The 15,498-nt window shown below is 67.8% G+C and carries 16 protein-coding genes; 12 read left to right on the top strand and 4 right to left on the bottom strand.

The window, feature by feature from the left end:
- Positions 1-24 precede the first annotated feature (24 nt).
- The 3 genes from BST14_RS06200 (at position 25) to BST14_RS06190 (ending at position 4,029) form a co-directional block, all read left to right on the top strand.
- Positions 25-1,587, top strand: a complete 1,563-nt coding sequence (locus tag BST14_RS06200) for an LCP family protein (RefSeq protein WP_083063701.1) — start codon at positions 25-27, stop codon at positions 1,585-1,587.
- A gap of 90 nt (positions 1,588-1,677) precedes the next feature.
- Positions 1,678-3,108, top strand: a complete 1,431-nt coding sequence (locus BST14_RS06195; protein WP_083063700.1) for an aldehyde dehydrogenase family protein — start codon at positions 1,678-1,680, stop codon at positions 3,106-3,108.
- Between the two features lie 57 nt (positions 3,109-3,165).
- Positions 3,166-4,029: an SDR family oxidoreductase gene (locus BST14_RS06190; protein ID WP_083063699.1), complete on the top strand. Its 864-nt coding sequence runs from the start codon at positions 3,166-3,168 to the stop codon at positions 4,027-4,029.
- Positions 4,030-4,059: 30 nt separating this feature from the next.
- On the opposite strand, the gene BST14_RS06185 is transcribed toward BST14_RS06190, so the two are convergent.
- Together BST14_RS06185 and BST14_RS06180 are read right to left on the bottom strand one after the other, a co-directional pair.
- Positions 4,060-4,884, bottom strand: a complete 825-nt coding sequence (locus BST14_RS06185) for a tyrosine-protein phosphatase (protein WP_083063698.1) — start codon at positions 4,882-4,884, stop codon at positions 4,060-4,062.
- Complete coding sequence (locus BST14_RS06180) at positions 4,881-6,098, bottom strand: acyl-CoA dehydrogenase family protein (RefSeq protein ID WP_083063771.1); 1,218 nt, start codon at positions 6,096-6,098, stop codon at positions 4,881-4,883. The genes BST14_RS06185 and BST14_RS06180 overlap by 4 nt, the downstream gene beginning before the upstream one ends.
- A gap of 109 nt (positions 6,099-6,207) precedes the next feature.
- Between BST14_RS06180 and BST14_RS06175 the strand changes: the two genes are divergently transcribed.
- The 4 genes from BST14_RS06175 (at position 6,208) to BST14_RS06160 (ending at position 9,807) form a co-directional block, all read left to right on the top strand.
- Positions 6,208-6,669, top strand: coding sequence for a nuclear transport factor 2 family protein (locus tag BST14_RS06175; protein WP_083063697.1), 462 nt, complete (start codon positions 6,208-6,210; stop codon positions 6,667-6,669).
- 227 nt (positions 6,670-6,896) lie between these two features.
- Complete coding sequence (locus BST14_RS06170; protein ID WP_083063696.1) at positions 6,897-8,021, top strand: Re/Si-specific NAD(P)(+) transhydrogenase subunit alpha; 1,125 nt, start codon at positions 6,897-6,899, stop codon at positions 8,019-8,021.
- 20 nt (positions 8,022-8,041) lie between these two features.
- A complete protein-coding gene (locus BST14_RS06165) occupies positions 8,042-8,386 on the top strand; it encodes an NAD(P) transhydrogenase subunit alpha part 2 (protein ID WP_083063695.1) in 345 nt (114 codons plus the stop codon).
- The gene (locus BST14_RS06160; protein ID WP_083063694.1) at positions 8,383-9,807 is read left to right on the top strand and encodes an NAD(P)(+) transhydrogenase (Re/Si-specific) subunit beta; all 1,425 of its coding nucleotides are present in this window, start codon (positions 8,383-8,385) and stop codon (positions 9,805-9,807) included. Before BST14_RS06165 ends, BST14_RS06160 begins: the two co-directional genes overlap by 4 nt.
- A 16-nt stretch (positions 9,808-9,823) precedes the next feature.
- Here the strand turns inward: BST14_RS06160 and BST14_RS29395 are convergent, their stop codons facing one another.
- The gene (locus BST14_RS29395; RefSeq protein WP_003874194.1) at positions 9,824-9,949 is read right to left on the bottom strand and encodes a hypothetical protein; all 126 of its coding nucleotides are present in this window, start codon (positions 9,947-9,949) and stop codon (positions 9,824-9,826) included.
- A 156-nt stretch (positions 9,950-10,105) separates the two neighbouring features.
- Between BST14_RS29395 and BST14_RS06155 the strand changes: the two genes are divergently transcribed.
- The gene (locus BST14_RS06155; protein WP_066868225.1) at positions 10,106-10,741 is read left to right on the top strand and encodes a TetR/AcrR family transcriptional regulator; all 636 of its coding nucleotides are present in this window, start codon (positions 10,106-10,108) and stop codon (positions 10,739-10,741) included.
- Here BST14_RS06155 and BST14_RS06150 read toward each other — a convergent pair.
- Positions 10,738-11,628, bottom strand: a complete 891-nt coding sequence (locus BST14_RS06150) for an alpha/beta hydrolase (RefSeq protein WP_083063693.1) — start codon at positions 11,626-11,628, stop codon at positions 10,738-10,740. The genes BST14_RS06155 and BST14_RS06150 overlap by 4 nt on opposite strands.
- Positions 11,629-11,796: 168 nt before the next feature.
- On the opposite strand from BST14_RS06150, the gene BST14_RS06145 reads away from it, so the two are divergent.
- From BST14_RS06145 to BST14_RS06135, 4 genes are all read left to right on the top strand, one after another.
- Entirely contained in the window at positions 11,797-12,897 is a 1,101-nt protein-coding gene (locus BST14_RS06145) for an NAD(P)H-dependent amine dehydrogenase family protein (protein WP_083063692.1), read from the top strand.
- 17 nt (positions 12,898-12,914) lie between these two features.
- A complete protein-coding gene (locus BST14_RS06140) occupies positions 12,915-13,655 on the top strand; it encodes a glucose 1-dehydrogenase (protein ID WP_083063691.1) in 741 nt (246 codons plus the stop codon).
- A gap of 56 nt (positions 13,656-13,711) precedes the next feature.
- Positions 13,712-13,849: a TetR/AcrR family transcriptional regulator gene (locus BST14_RS29390; protein ID WP_142279285.1), complete on the top strand. Its 138-nt coding sequence runs from the start codon at positions 13,712-13,714 to the stop codon at positions 13,847-13,849.
- A gap of 203 nt (positions 13,850-14,052) precedes the next feature.
- A complete protein-coding gene (locus BST14_RS06135; RefSeq protein ID WP_083063770.1) occupies positions 14,053-15,393 on the top strand; it encodes an FAD-binding oxidoreductase in 1,341 nt (446 codons plus the stop codon).
- Positions 15,394-15,498: the final 105 nt, after the last annotated feature.

Below are 15,498 nucleotides of genomic sequence, written 5' to 3'. Positions count from 1 at the left end.
CATCGGGGACAATGGTCACTCATCATGGGCGGCGGCGGATCGGGGCGATCGCACCGCTGGGTGCTGCTCAAGGGCCGGCTGGTCGCCAGCATCGCCTCGGCGTTCGTCATGGCCATCACCGGCGTCGGCTGGACGGGTTACCACACCGCCCTGGGCAGGATCATCATTTCCCACGCGCTGCCCAACGCGGCGACCACGCTGGACGGCAACCAGAACATTCTGCTGATGGGCTTGGACAGCCGGTTGGATCAGAACGGTCGGCCGCTGCCCCAGGAGATTTACGACGCACTGCACGCCGGTGACGAAAGCTCCGGCGGCTACAACGCCAATGTTCTTATCGTCGTACATATCTCGGACGGTGATAGGCCCGTCACCGCGATCTCGATCCCGCGCGACGACTACGCCGACCTGCCGGGGTGCCCGGGCTCGGTCTGCGCCGGCAAGATTAAACAAGCCTACGGGCTGGCCTATCAGCAGTCGCTGAATGCGCAGGCGGCCGGGAACTCGACTGGGTCGGGCGCCACTAATTTGGCGGCCCGCGAGCAGACCGCCCGCGAGGCCGGGCGCAAAGCCGAAATCAGCGCCGTCAACGACTTTCTGGGGATCTCCGTCGACCATTTCGTCGAGATAACGCTGGGCGCGTTCTTTCAAGTAGCCAAGGCCGTCGAGCCGATCACCGTGTGCCTCAACGCTGATACGCGAGACAGCTATTCGGGTGCCGACTTTCACCAGGGGGTGCAGCGCATCGACGCCGCGGACGCGATGGCCTTCGTGCGGCAGCGCCGCGACGAAAACGACGGCTCCTTCACCGATTTCGACCGGACGCGACGGCAGCAGGCGTTCCTGGTGTCGTTGGTCCAGGCGGCTCGCAACGGCGGCGCGCCCTCCAGTGCGAGCGGGCTGCGCAAGCTGCTGCAGGTTGCCCGCGACAACGTCGCCGTCGATGACGGGCTGGACATCATGGAACTGGCCTCGCGGGTTTCGCAACTGAGCGAACGGCCGGTGTCGCTATACACGCTGCCGATCTCCGGCTTCGGGAAGGACCCCAGTGGGTCCGACATAAACCAGGTCGACCTTCCGACGATCCGGCGCATCGTCAACGAGCGCTTCATGTCCGACGCGCCGGTCGCGCTCGAGGCCTCACCGACCAATCAGCCGGCACCGTCATTGACCGAACCCGTGATTCTCGACGTCGTCAACGCCGCCTCGCGGGACGGACTCGCCGCCGCCCTCGAGGAGGCCTTCGCGGCCCGCGGCTTTACCCGCGGCAGTGCCACGACCGCCGCGACCACGGCCGACGACAGCGTCATCGAATACGGCCCCGGGGCCGAGCGGGGCGCCCAGGTCCTGGCCGACCAACTGCGCGTGCCCGCGACGGCGAACAGCGCCGTGGACGCGGGCACCGTGCGGCTGACCGTGGGGACGCAATTCCCCGCAGCGGACTACCTCGCCCACCCCGGCGCAACGACCGACCCGTCCGGGTCCGGGCAGGTGAGCGCCGTGGCCGCCACCGGCACCGGGGACCGCGCTCCCGCGCCGACCGACCTCAGCCAGATGACCGCGGCGAACGTGCCCTGCGTGAAGTAACCGCGCTACTGCTCTCCCAACCGGATGGTTAGTATCGCGGTTATCACCGATGAGCGGCCGCCTGCAGCGGGACACTGCTCGGGAAGGACAATGATGACCACCGAATCGGTTGCATCGCAGACATCGCTCGCCAAGGACTCGACCAACGGGGCGGCGGCCGACATCCCCGCCACGGTTGCCCGGCTTCGTCAGACGTACGCCACCGGAGGCACCCGCGACATCGAATGGCGCAAGCGGCAGCTGCTGCAACTGGTGAAGCTGACGGAGGAGAACGAGGCCGCGATCGCCGCTGCGCTCGCCGAAGACCTGGACCGCAGCCCCTTTGAGGCCTATATCGCCGACATCGCCACCACCGCCGGCGAAGCCAAGTACGCGGCCAAGAAGGTGCGGAAGTGGACGCGCCGCAAATATCAGCTGCTGGAGGTGCCGCAGCTGCCCGGCCGCGGCTGGATCGAGTACGAGCCCTACGGCACCGTGTTGGTCATCGGCGCGTGGAACTACCCGTTCTATCTGACCCTGGGTCCGGCCGTCGGAGCGATCGCCGCCGGTAACACCGTCATCCTCAAGCCGTCCGAGATCGCGGCCGCGTCCGCGCACTTGATGGCCGAGCTGGTGCCGAAATACCTGGACCAGGACGCCATCGCGGTGGTCGAGGGCGACGGCGCGACGAGCCAGGAGCTCATCGCGCAGGGCCTGGACCGCGTGCTGTTCACCGGAGGTACCGAGATCGGCCGTAAGGTCTACGAGGGTGCGGCGCCGCACCTGACGCCGTGCACCTTGGAGCTCGGCGGCAAGAGCCCGGTCATCGTCGCCGCCGACGCCGACGTGGAGGTGGCGGCCAAGCGGATCGCCTGGCTGAAACTGCTCAACGCCGGACAGACTTGCGTCGCACCCGATTACGTCTTGGCGGACGCCACGATTCGCGACGAGCTGGTCGACAAGATCGGCGCCGCGATCACCGAATTCACCTCGGACAAGCCGGGCGGCATGCGGGTGGTCAACCAGCGCCAATTCGACCGGATCAGCGGTTACCTTTCCAGCGGAGACGGCAAGGTCGTCGTCGGCGGGGCCTGCGACGCGTCGAACCTGCGCATCCAGCCCGCCGTCGTGGTGGACCCAGACCCGAACGGGCCGCTGATGCAGAACGAGATCTTCGGGCCCGTCCTGCCGGTGGTCACCGTCAAAAACCTGGACGAGGCAATATGCTTCGTGAACTCGAGGCCCAAGCCCCTGTCGGCGTATCTGTTCACCAAGCGGCGCGAGACGCGTGAGCGGGTGATCAAGGAGGTGCCGGCCGGCGGCATGCTGGTCAACCACATCGCCTTTCAGGTGTCAACGGCCAAGCTGCCGTTCGGTGGGGTCGGCGCTTCCGGGATGGGGGCGTACCACGGCCGCTATGGCTTCGAGGAGTTCAGCCACCGCAAGTCGGTCCTGACCAAACCCACTCGGCCCGACCTGTCGAGCTTCATCTACCCTCCTTACACCGAGCGGGCCTTCAAGATGGCTCGTCGAATGTTCTGACCCTGGCTTCACCGAAACCGTTGCCAGACTGAGTTTTTCACAGCAGAGAGGAAATTTATGCCCGGAGTGCAGGATCGCGTCATCGTCGTCACGGGAGCCGGTGGCGGCCTGGGCCGCGAGTACGCCCTGACCCTCGCCAAGGAGGGTGCCAGTGTGGTCGTCAACGACCTCGGTGGTTCGCGCGACGGCACCGGCGCCGGCCACAACATGGCCGACGAGGTGGTCAAGGAGATCAAGGACGCCGGCGGGCGGGCGGTCGCCAACTATGACAGCGTCGCCGAGCCCGAGGGTGCCGAGAACATCATCAAAACCGCGCTCGACGAATTCGGTGCGGTGCACGGCGTTGTCAGCAATGCCGGCATTCTGCGCGACGGCACCTTTCACAAGATGTCCTTCGAGAACTGGGACGCTGTGCTCAAGGTGCACCTCTACGGTGGCTACAACGTCATCCGCGCCGCCTGGCCGCACTTCCGTGAGCAGAGCTACGGCCGGGTCGTCGTCGCCACCTCCACCAGCGGGCTGTTCGGAAACTTCGGCCAAACCAACTACGGCGCAGCAAAACTCGGGCTGGTCGGCCTGATCAACAGCCTCGCGCTGGAGGGTGCGAAGTACAACATCCACGCCAACGCGGTCGCCCCGATCGCCGCAACCCGGATGACCGAGGACATCCTGCCCAAGGAAGTGCTCGAGAAGCTGACACCTGAATACGTCGCTCCCGTGGTGGCCTACCTATGCACCGAGGAAAACCCGAACAGCGCTTCGGTTTTCGTGGTCGGCGGCGGCAAGGTGCAGCGCGTCGCGCTGTTCCAGAACTCCGGCGTCAACTACGAGAAACCGCCGACGGTGGAGGACATCGCCTCGCAGTGGGGCGAGATCACCGACCTGTCCGCGGCCAAGCAGGCCGAATTCAAGCTGGGCTGAGCCGCCGCAGGCGACCGGGTGGTCAGCGAGTCAGGCGAGCAGCTCGCCGCGCAGGCGTTCGACGTCGGCCTCGCTGACACCCGCGTCGCGTAGGTAGGCGTCCAGCCCACCGAACTCCTTGTCGATGGTCTGGTGCGCGGCGTCCAGGTACTCCGGGCGTACACCGAGCACGCCGTCGGACAGCCGCGCCTCGGTGAACGTCACGATTTCTGGGGTAAGTTCGACGTCGGAGCGCTGTTTGATCATCTCTGAGATGTGTTCTCGGAGCTGGGGGACCGCGGCGTTGCTGCGCAGGTAGTCGGCGACGATGGTGTCGCGGTCAACGCCGAGCGCCTCCAACACCGTGGCGATCACGAATCCGGTGCGGTCTTTGCCCGCGAAGCAGTGCGTGAGCACCGGACGCCCCGCGCCTAGCAACGAGAAGACTTGCCGCACAGCGCGTTGGGCCCCGTTGCGCGTCGGAAACTGCCGGTACTCGTCGATCATGTGGCGAACGGCGGCCTGGTTGGCGGACTCGTCGGATTGGTTCGGGTCGCCTTCGAACAGCCGGCGGAATGCGTGTTCGTGCGGCGCCTCGTTGTCACTGGGCGCATCGTCGCCGAGGTCGGGAAGGGGCAGCCGGTGAATCTGGACGCCGTCGGGAACCAGCCCCGGGCCGCGCCGGGTGACTTCCTGGTTCGCGCGCAGGTCGGCGACATCGGTGATGCCCAACTCGAGCAGCGTTGCGCGCCCGGTGTCGTCGAGCCGGCTCAGCTCACCGGACCGGAACAGCCGACCGGGCCGAAGCGCCGTCGCGCCGTCGGCGACATCGCGAAAGTTCCACGCGCCGGACAGTTCTCGCAGCGCCTCGGTCATTCTCCGGTGACCGCCGCGGCGAAGGCCGACTGTTCGCGGCCGATCTCGGTGCGCGCGATGGTCCGCATGTGCACCTCGTCGGGGCCGTCGAAGATGCGCATGGCGCGGTGCCAGCCGTAGAGGCGGGCCAGCACCGTGTCGTCGCTGACGCCGGCGGCGCCGTGCACCTGGATGGCGCGATCGATGACGTCGCACGCCACCTGTGGGGCCACCGCCTTGATCTGCGAGACCAACAGGTGTGCGGCCTTGTTGCCGTGCTGGTCGATGGTCCACGCCGCCTTCTCGCACAGCAGCCGGGCCTGATCGATTTCGTTGCGGGACTTGGCGATCGCCTGCTGTACCAGACCCTGGTCGGCCAGCGGACGGCCGAAGGCGATGCGGTTGTTTGCGCGGTGCACCATCAGGGCCAGCGCACGTTCGGCCCCGCCGAGCGCGCGCATGCAGTGGTGGATGCGGCCCGGCCCCAGCCGGGCCTGGGCGATCGCGAAGCCGCCGCCCTCCTCGCCGAGCAGATTGGTGGCCGGCACCCGAACGTTGTCGTAGATGACCTCGCAGTGCCCGTGCTGGTCCTGCCAGCCGAACACCGACGTGGAGCGCACCACCGTCACGCCGGGGGTGTCCATCGGCACCAGCACCATCGACTGCTGTTGGTGACTGGCTGCCTCGGGGTTGGTGCGGCCCATCACGATCAGGATCTTGCAGCGCGGGTCGGCCGCGCCCGAGGTCCACCACTTACGCCCGTTGATGACGTAGTCGGCGCCGTCGCGCACGATCGAGGTCTCGATGTTGCGGGCGTCGCTGCTGGCGACCGCCGGCTCGGTCATCGAGAACGCGCTGCGGATCTCGCCGGCCAACAACGGTTCCAGCCACTGCTTGCGCTGCTCCTCGGTGGCGAACAGGTGCAGGGTCTCCATGTTCCCGGTGTCCGGTGCCGCGCAGTTGACCGCCTCGGGAGCGAGCTCCAGGCTCCAGCCGGTGAGTTCGGCCAGCGGGGCGTACTCGAGGTTGGTCAGCCCCGATTCGGCCGGCAGGAACAGGTTCCACAGGCCGCGCTCCTTGGCCTTGACCTTGAGGTCCTCGATGACGGGCGGGACGGTGTGATCGTGTGGGCCGGCTTCTTCGCGGTATTTGTCGTATTCGGCCTCGGCCGGAAAGACGTACTCGGTCATGAAGTCGGACAGTCGCTTGTGGTAGTCGCTGGCTTTGGCCGACATCGCGAAGTCCATGCCCGTCACGATAGGACACCTGTCGGACCGCCGCGTTTCCGGACGTCAGCGCGGCGCTTACGCCGCGGTGAAAGCGCGCCGGCGGCACGATAGAGGCATGAACCAATCCCGCCCCCCGTTCCCGCCGTTCACCCGGGAGACCGCGATCCAGAAGGTGCAGGCGGCCGAGGACGCCTGGAACACCCGCGATCCCCAACGCGTCAGCGTGGCCTACACGGTCGATTCGCAGTGGCGCAATCGCGACGAACACGTCGTGGGCCGCGACGAGATCGTGGCGTTTTTGACCCGCAAGTGGCAGCGCGAGCTCGATTACGCGCTGCGCAAAAGCCTTTGGGACTTCCACGACAACCGCATCGCGGTGCGGTTCCAGTACGAGTGCCGCGACGCGTCCGGCCAGTGGTATCGCAGCTACGGCAACGAGCTGTGGGAGTTCACCGAGGCCGGACTGATGGCGCGTCGCGAAGCCAGCATCAACGACCTGGCGATCGAGCCATCGCAGCGGCGCTACTTCGGGCCGCGACCGGAGTCCGAACACGGCCATGACATCCCGCTCTGGTAGCAACAACGCCGACTCGTGGCCTCACAACGGCGCGGTCGTTACTGCGGCGCGCGGGGGCGGCGAACCATCGACCGAAGGGTCGACCGCCCATGGCCGGGGTATCCCGCCGTGGGCGTTGACACGTCCATGGTGAAACCTGGTTAAGGTAGCGAAGCGCGCGGCCGAGCCGGCGCCACGTCCATCGGCAGGGACAGTACGGAAAAGTACGGAAAGTAGATGCACGCGCCATGACAGATGCGCAGACGACGGTAGGAGTGGTCGCCGAATCGGGCCCCGACGAGCGGAGGGTCGCGCTGGTGCCGAAGGCGGTCGCGTCGCTGGTGAACGGCGGCGTGGCGGTGGTGGTCGAGTCCGGCGCGGGCGAGCGGGCTTTGCTGCCCGACGCGCTCTACACCGAGGCCGGGGCCAGCATCGGGGACGCGTGGGCCGCCGACGTGGTGGTCAAGGTCGCGCCGCCGACCCCGGCGGAGGTCGCCAGGCTGCACGGCGGTCAAACGTTGATCGGTTTCCTCGCGCCGCGCAACGCCGAGAATTCGATTAGCGCGCTGAAGCGGGCCGGCGTGCAGGCGTTCGCGCTGGAGGCCATCCCGCGGATCTCCCGGGCGCAGGCGATGGACGCGTTGTCGTCGCAGGGCAACGTGGCCGGTTACAAGGCGGTGCTGCTGGCGGCGTCGGAGGCGACCCGGTTTTTCCCGATGCTGACCACGGCGGCCGGCACCGTGAAGCCCGCCACCGTGCTGGTGCTCGGCGTCGGGGTGGCCGGGCTGCAGGCGCTGGCGACGGCCAAACGGCTGGGCGCCCGCACCACCGGTTACGACGTCCGGCCCGAGGTGGCCGACCAGGTGCGCTCGGTGGGCGCGCAGTGGCTCGACATCGGGATCGACGCCTCCGGCGAGGGGGGCTATGCCCGTGAGCTGACCGACGAGGAGCGCGCCCAGCAGCAGAAGGCCCTGGAGAAGGCGATCAGCGGGTTCGACGTGGTGATCACCACGGCGCTGGTCCCGGGGCGCCCGGCGCCCCGGCTGGTCACCGCGGCGGCGGTGGAGGCGATGAAGCCCGGCAGCGTGGTGGTCGACCTGGCCGGGGAAACCGGCGGCAACTGCGAGCTCACCGAGCCCGGGAAGACCGTGGTCAAGCACGACGTCACCATCGCTTCGCCGCTGAACCTGCCGGCCACCATGCCCGAACACGCCAGCGAGCTCTACAGCAAGAACATCACCGCGCTCCTGGACTTGTTGATCAAAGACGGCGCACTGGCGCCGGACTTTGACGACGAGGTAGTCGCGGAGTCATGTGTGACTCGCGGCGGCGACGATGCAGAGCGCAGCGATGCGGAGGAGCGCCGCAAATGATCCCTCGGAAGGACTCCTAGATGTACGACGAGCTTTTGGCCAACCTGGCGATCCTGGTGCTGTCCGGATTCGTTGGGTTCGCGGTCATCTCCAAGGTGCCCAACACGCTGCACACGCCGTTGATGTCGGGCACCAACGCCATCCACGGGATCGTGGTGCTGGGCGCGCTGGTGGTGTTCGGCTCGGTCGAGCACCCGGCGCTGGCCGTGCAGATCATCCTGTTCGTCGCGGTGGTGTTCGGCACGCTGAACGTCATCGGCGGGTTCATCGTCACCGACCGGATGCTGGGCATGTTCAAAGGCAAGAAGAAACCGGTAGCCACAACGTCGGGTGCCGCCAGAAGTGAGGAGCCGGCGGCCAAATGAACTACCTCGTGATCGGCCTCTACATCGTTTCGTTCGCCCTCTTCATCTATGGCCTGATGGGCCTGACCGGGCCCAAGACGGCGGTGCGCGGCAACCTGATCGCCGCGGTGGGGATGGCGCTGGCGGTGACGGCGACCCTGATCAAGATCCGCCACACCGACCAATGGGTGCTGATCATCGCCGGGCTGGTGGTGGGCGTCGTGCTCGGCGTGCCGCCGGCCCGCTACACCAAGATGACGGCCATGCCGCAGCTGGTGGCGTTCTTCAACGGCGTGGGCGGCGGCACGGTCGCGCTGATCGCGCTCTCCGAATTCATTGAAACGCAAGGCTTTTCGGCCTTTCAGCACGGCGAGTCGCCGACCGTGCACATCGTGGTGGCCTCGTTGTTCGCCGCTATCATCGGCTCGATCTCGTTCTGGGGATCGATCATCGCGTTCGGCAAGCTGCAGGAGATCATCTCCGGATCGCCGATCGGCTTCGGCAAGGCGCAGCAGCCGATCAACCTGCTGCTGCTGGCCGCCGCCGTGGTCGCCGCGGTGGTGATCGGTATGCACGCCCACCCGGGCACCGGCGGCGCCGCGCTGTGGTGGATGGTCGGGCTGCTCGCCGCGGCCGGCGTGCTGGGCCTGATGGTCGTGCTGCCCATCGGCGGCGCCGACATGCCGGTGGTCATCTCGCTGCTCAACGCGATGACCGGACTCTCGGCCGCCGCCGCGGGGCTGGCGCTGAACAACACCGCGATGATCGTCGCGGGCATGATCGTCGGCGCGTCCGGCTCGATCCTGACCAACCTCATGGCCAAGGCCATGAACCGCTCGATCCCGGCGATCGTCGCCGGCGGCTTCGGCGGCGGCGGGATCGCGCCGAGCGGCGGCGACGGCGGCGACAAGACCGTCAAGGCCACCTCGGCCGCCGACGCCGCGATCCAGATGGCCTACGCCAACCAGGTGATCGTGGTGCCCGGCTACGGCCTCGCGGTGGCCCAGGCCCAGCATGCGGTCAAGGACATGGCGGCGCTGCTCGAAGACAAGGGCGTGGAGGTCAAGTACGCCATCCATCCGGTCGCCGGCCGGATGCCCGGGCACATGAACGTGTTGCTGGCCGAGGCCGAGGTCGACTATGACGCCATGAAGGACATGGACGACATCAACGACGAGTTTGCCCGCACCGACGTCGCGATCGTCATCGGCGCCAATGACGTCACCAACCCGGCGGCCCGCAACGACGCGTCCAGCCCCATCTACGGCATGCCGATCCTCAACGTGGACAAGGCCAAATCGGTGATCGTGCTCAAGCGGTCGATGAATTCCGGTTTCGCGGGCATCGACAACCCGCTGTTCTATGGCGAGGGCACCAGCATGCTGTTCGGCGATGCGAAGAAATCGGTGACCGAGGTCGCCGAGGAGCTCAAAGCGCTGTAACGGGCGCGCTGGGCGTTCAGACGGGCGGGTAGGCCGGCGGCGGGTATCCGTTGCCGTCGGTGACCCCGCGCAAGCCCCAGGTCAGGTACCGCATGAAGAACTCGATCTCGTCGCTTCCGTCGTAATCCGGACTCGGATCCATCGGCCCCACCTCTCGACTCATCGCGTTCGATGAGGAGTCTAGTCGCATACGCCTGCACGTGACACCCGGCGTTTGCTTAAACTGTCCAACCAGTTGATTGATAGCTATTCTGGCCGAACCGGCCCTGGCCTGGCCATACCGACGATAGTGAGAACAATGCCCACCGATAGCATCACCCCGAATGGGCTGACCCGGCGCGAAGAACTGCTGGCGGTTGCCACCAAGCTGTTTGCTGCGCGCGGCTATCACGGCACCCGGATGGACGACGTGGCCGACGTGATCGGGCTGAACAAGGCGACCGTGTATCACTACTACGCCAGCAAGTCGCTGATCCTGTTCGACATCTACCGCCAGGCCGCCGAGGGCACACTGGCCGCCGTGCACGACGACCCGTCCTGGACGGCGCGCGAGGCCCTCTACCAGTACACCGTCCGGCTGCTCACCGGCATCGCCAGCGATCCCGAGCGGGCCGCGGTCTACTTCCAGGAGCAGCCCTACATCACCGAATGGTTCACCAGTGAGCAGGTCGCCGAGGTCCGGGAGAAGGAAGCGCAGGTCTATCACCACGTGCACGGCCTGATCGACCGGGGGATCGCCAACGGCGAGTTCTACCCGTGCGACTCGCATGTGCTGGCGCTGGGTTACATCGGCATGACGCTGGGTGCTTACCGCTGGCTGCGGCCCAGCGGGCGGCGGTCGGCCAAGGAGATCGCCGCCGAGTTCAGCACCGCGCTGCTGCGCGGCCTGATCCGGGACGAAGCCATCCGCACCACGTCCCCGCTGGGTCCCTAACCCCGCAGGTGCTTGTCGAGGAACGCGAGCTGGTCGGCGACCACCCGCTCGAAGGCGTCGTCGACGTAGATCGCGAAATGCCCCTCGGGATACAGCTTGATTTCGCCGCGGGGCGCCTTGGCCGCGTGGCGCAGCGTCGCCCCCGCGGGCGCCACCGAGTCCGCTTCGCACACGCAGAACAGGATCGGGCATTCGATGCTGGGCGTTTCGCGACCGGGGCGATAGCGCAAGACCTGCAAGGCAATTCGGGCCGCCACCTCGTTGCGCAACTCGAGGCCGTCGGGCACCAGCCGCAGATAGCCCGCGTAGGCGTCGGGGGTGTTCATCAACGCGACCTCGCCGGGCCTGCCGGCCGTTGCGACCATCACCGGGGGCCTGCCCAGCCGCCGTGCCACCAGGTCGCGCACCACCCGGGCGGTGATACGCGCGGCGACCAACGGGTTGGTGATGGTGCGGGCGGACGCGAGGCCGTCGGTGTAGGGGCATTGGGCGACGGCCGCGGCGATGCCCGGCAACCGGGCGGCTGTGGCGATCACGTGGCCCTCGGCAAAACTGGTGCCCCACAACGCGATCCGGTCGCGGTCGATGCCCGGGAGGGTTTGGGCGTAGGCGACCGCCTCGGCCCAGTCGGCGAGCTGCAGGCCGACGTCGAGGACTTGACGCGGCCGGCCCTCGCTGTCGCCGAAGTTGCGGTAGTCGAACACCAGGCAGGCGTAGCCGGCCGCGCTGAAACGTCCGGCGTAGGCGTCCAGTCGCATGCTGCGCACCGCGCCCAGGCCGTGCGCCATCACCAGTAGCGGCGCCGGTCCGTCGCCGGCCGGCCGGTAGAGCCAGGCGCTGATCAGGTCGTCGCCGGAGGCGAATTGAACGTCTTCGCGCTGAGTCATCGGCGTTCCAGTCTGCCCGGCTCGCGAGCGTAAGCGTACGGCGAGATCGCCGTCGAATTTTCGCACCGGGCTTACGCTCGCAAGCGATCGCGCTCCCAGCGCAAGAGCCGGCAAGTTATGGACTACTGTCTAGAAAAGTTGTCCAGGGTTTCAGGGACGGAGACTGCCATGGCGATCCGCGTCGCGCACGTCGGAACCGGAAATGTCGGAGGGCTGGCGCTGGCCGAACTCATCATCAACCCGCAGTTCGAACTGACCGGGGTGTGCGTCTCGACGCCCGAGAAGGTGGGCAGGGACGCCGGTGAGTTGTGCGGTATCGGCCTGGACCCCGGCGTGGTCACCGGCGTCGCCGCCGTCAATGACCTGGACGCCATCGTCGCCGCCAGGCCGGACTGCGTGGTGTACTGCGCGATGGGCGACACCCGGCTGCCCGAGGCGATGGCCGACGTCATGCAGATCCTGGCCGCCGGCATCAACGTCGTCGGGTCGTCGCCGGGGCTGCTGCAATACCCGTGGGGCGTGATGCCCGACAAGTACATCGCCCGCGTAAAAGACGCTGCCAGGCAGGGTAATTCGAGCATTTTCATCAGCGGTGTCGACCCGGGGTTCGCCAATGACCTGATCCCGTTCGCGCTCGCCGGCACGTGTCAGCGCATCGAACAGGTGCGCTGCATGGAGATCCATGACTACGCCTCGTACAACGGGACCGAGGTCATGGATTACATGGGATTCGCCAAACCCATGGACGAGATCCCGATGCTGCTGCAGCCCGGCATCCTGTCCATCGCCTGGGGAACGGCGATCCGTCAGCTGGCGGCGGGCCTGGGCATCGAGGTCGACGAGATCACCGAGTCCTACCAGCGCGAGCCCGCGCCCGAAGATTTCGACATCGCGGTCGGCCACGTCGCCAAGGGCACCGTGGCGGTGCTGCAGTTCGAGATCCGCGGCATGGTCAACGGTCATCCGGCCATCGTCATCGAGCACGTGACCCGTCTGCGGCCGGACCTGCGTCCCGACCTGCCACAGCCTGCGTCCGGTGACGGCTCCTACCGCGTCGAGATCACCGGCGAGCCGTCGTACGCGGTCGACATCATTCCCAGCAGCCGCAAGGGCGACCACAATCACGCGGCGATCGCGGGCGCCGCGGGCCGCATCGTCAACGCCATTCCCGCGGTGATCGCGGCGCCGCCCGGCATCCGGACCACACTCGATTTGCCGCTGATAACGGGCAAAGGCCTGTACGCACCAAGCACTTTGGTGACCACCTGAATCGAAAGGAGATCCACGTGGGTCGGGTAGACGGCAAGGTAGCGCTGATCAGTGGCGGCGCCGGCGGGATGGGAGCCGAAGACGCACGCCTGCTGGTCGAGGAGGGCGCCAAGGTCGTGATCGGCGACATCCTGGACGACCAGGGCAAGGCGCTGGCCGACGAGATCGGCGACTCTGCGCGCTATGTGCACCTCGACGTCACCCAGCCCGATCAGTGGGACGCCGCGGTCGCCACCGCGGTCGGCGAGTTCGGCAAGCTCGACGTGCTGGTCAACAACGCCGGCACCGTCGCGCTCGGCCCGCTGAAGAGCTTCGATCTGGCCAAGTGGCAGAAGGTGATTGACGTCAACCTGACCGGGACGTTCCTGGGCATGCGGGCCGCGGTCGAGCCGATGATCGCCGCCGGCGGCGGCTCGATCATCAACGTGTCGTCCATCGAGGGACTGCGCGGCGCACCCATGGTGCACCCCTACGTCGCGTCCAAGTGGGGCGTGCGCGGCCTGGCGAAATCGGCGGCGCTGGAGCTGGCGCCGCACAACATCCGGGTGAACTCGGTGCACCCGGGGTTCATCCGCACCCCGATGACCGCCCACCTGCCCGAGGACATGGTGACCATTCCGCTGGGCCGCCCGGGCGAGGTGCGCGAGGTCGCGACCTTCGTGCTCTTCCTGGCCAGCGACGAGTCGTCCTACTCCACGGGCAGCGAGTTCGTGATGGACGGCGGCCTGGTCACCGACGTGAATCACAAGGAGTTCTAGGGCGCGGCCCGGGGGCCGCCCATTCTATAAGTGACCGGTCGGCTAATATCGGCGGCATGCCACGCCCGCCGAACCCGGACGTACCCCGCCGGCTGTTGGCGGCAGGACTCGACCTGGTGCGCGCGCGTGGGTTCGCGGCCAGCGGCGTCAAAAACATCACCGACGCGGCCGGGGTGCCGAAGGGGTCGTTCTAAAGAGGCGTTCGCCGCCGCCATTCTCGAGCATTACTGGTCCGATATCGAGGCCAGGCTGGTGCCCACTCGTTCATGCAGACCGTGGGAATCGAGAACGGTCACTTTGACGGGTGTTTCCGCGCGGTGCCGCGCCCGCCGGGCTGAGTGCGGACAACACGCGGCCGGTGCGAGCGTCCCGCGCCGGCGGTGCTATAACCGCGAGCATGCTGCGCAGCCTGGCGAGCCTGGTCGGATCGCATCACGTGGTAACCGATCCCGATGTGCTGGCGGCGCGCAGCGTCGACCACACCGGCCGGTACCGGGGCAAGGCGAGCGCGCTGGTGCGGCCGGGCACGGCCGAACAGGTCGCCGAGGTGCTGCGGGTGTGCCGGGACGCCGGGGCGCACGTGACGGTGCAGGGTGGCCGGACCTCGCTGGTGGCCGGCACCGTTCCCGAGCACGACGACGTGTTGCTGTCCACCGAGCGGCTGCACGCCGTCGGTGACGTCGACACTGTCGAACGCCGCATCGACGCCGGCGCCGGGGCCACGCTGGCCGCGGTGCAACGGGCCGCCGGCGCAGCCGGTTTGGTGTTCGGCGTGGATCTGGCGGCCCGTGACACCGCCACCGTGGGCGGCATGGCGTCGACGAACGCCGGCGGCCTGCGCACCGTGCGGTACGGCAACATGGGCGAGCAGGTGGTGGGCGTGCAGGTGGCGCTGCCCGACGGCACGCTGCTGCGCCGGCACAGCCGGGTGCGCCGGGACAACACCGGCTACGACCTGCCGGCGCTGTTCGTGGGCGCCGAGGGCACGCTGGGCGTCATCACCGAGCTGGATTTGCGGCTGCACGCCACGCCGACGCACCGGGTGACGGCGATCTGCGGGTTCGCCGACCTCGAGGCGCTGGTGGCCGCCGGGCGCACCTTCCGCGACGTGGACGGCATCGCGGCTTTGGAATTGATCGACGGGCGCGGAGCCGCGCTGACCGGCGAGCAGCGCGGCGTGGGCGCCCCGGTCGACGGCGAGTGGCTGCTGCTGGTGGAATTGGCGGCCGATCACGACCAGACCGAGCGATTGGCCGAGCTACTCGACGACGTGCCGCTGAGCGCCGAGCCCGCGGTCGGCGTGGATCTCGCTGCGCAGCAACGGTTGTGGCAGGTGCGCGAGTCGCTGGCCGAGGTGCTCGGCGCCTACGGGCCACCGCTGAAGTTCGACGTGTCGCTGCCGCTGGCGGCGATCAGCGAATTCGAAAGCCACGCAATTGATTTGGTACATACCCATGCCCCCGACGCGCTGCCGGTGCTGTTCGGTCACATCGGGGAGGGCAACCTGCACCTGAACGTGTTGCGCTGCCCGGCCGACCGCGAGCGGGCGCTGTATGAACCGATGATGGACCTGATCGCGCGGTCCGGGGGCAACGTCAGCTCCGAACACGGCGTCGGCAGCCGCAAAAGGCCCTACCTCGCCATGTCCCGCGAACCCGCCGACATCGCCGCGATGCGGGCGGTCAAGGCCGCGCTGGACCCGACCGGATTCCTCAATGCCGCGGTGCTGTTCGACTAGGAGCTTGCTGAATTAGGGGTTTGTGGGCCGGGGCGTCTCGAGCCGTCTCGCGGCGTGTTGGAGTCAGACCCTCGGGTCGACAGAAAAGAGATCGCCCCGCCGGGT

This window comes from Mycobacterium arosiense ATCC BAA-1401 = DSM 45069 (assembly GCF_002086125.1).
GTDB classification, from domain to species: domain Bacteria; phylum Actinomycetota; class Actinomycetes; order Mycobacteriales; family Mycobacteriaceae; genus Mycobacterium; species Mycobacterium arosiense.
The sequence above is the reverse complement of the archived record's forward strand: the minus strand, read 5'-3'. Positions and strand labels throughout refer to the sequence as shown.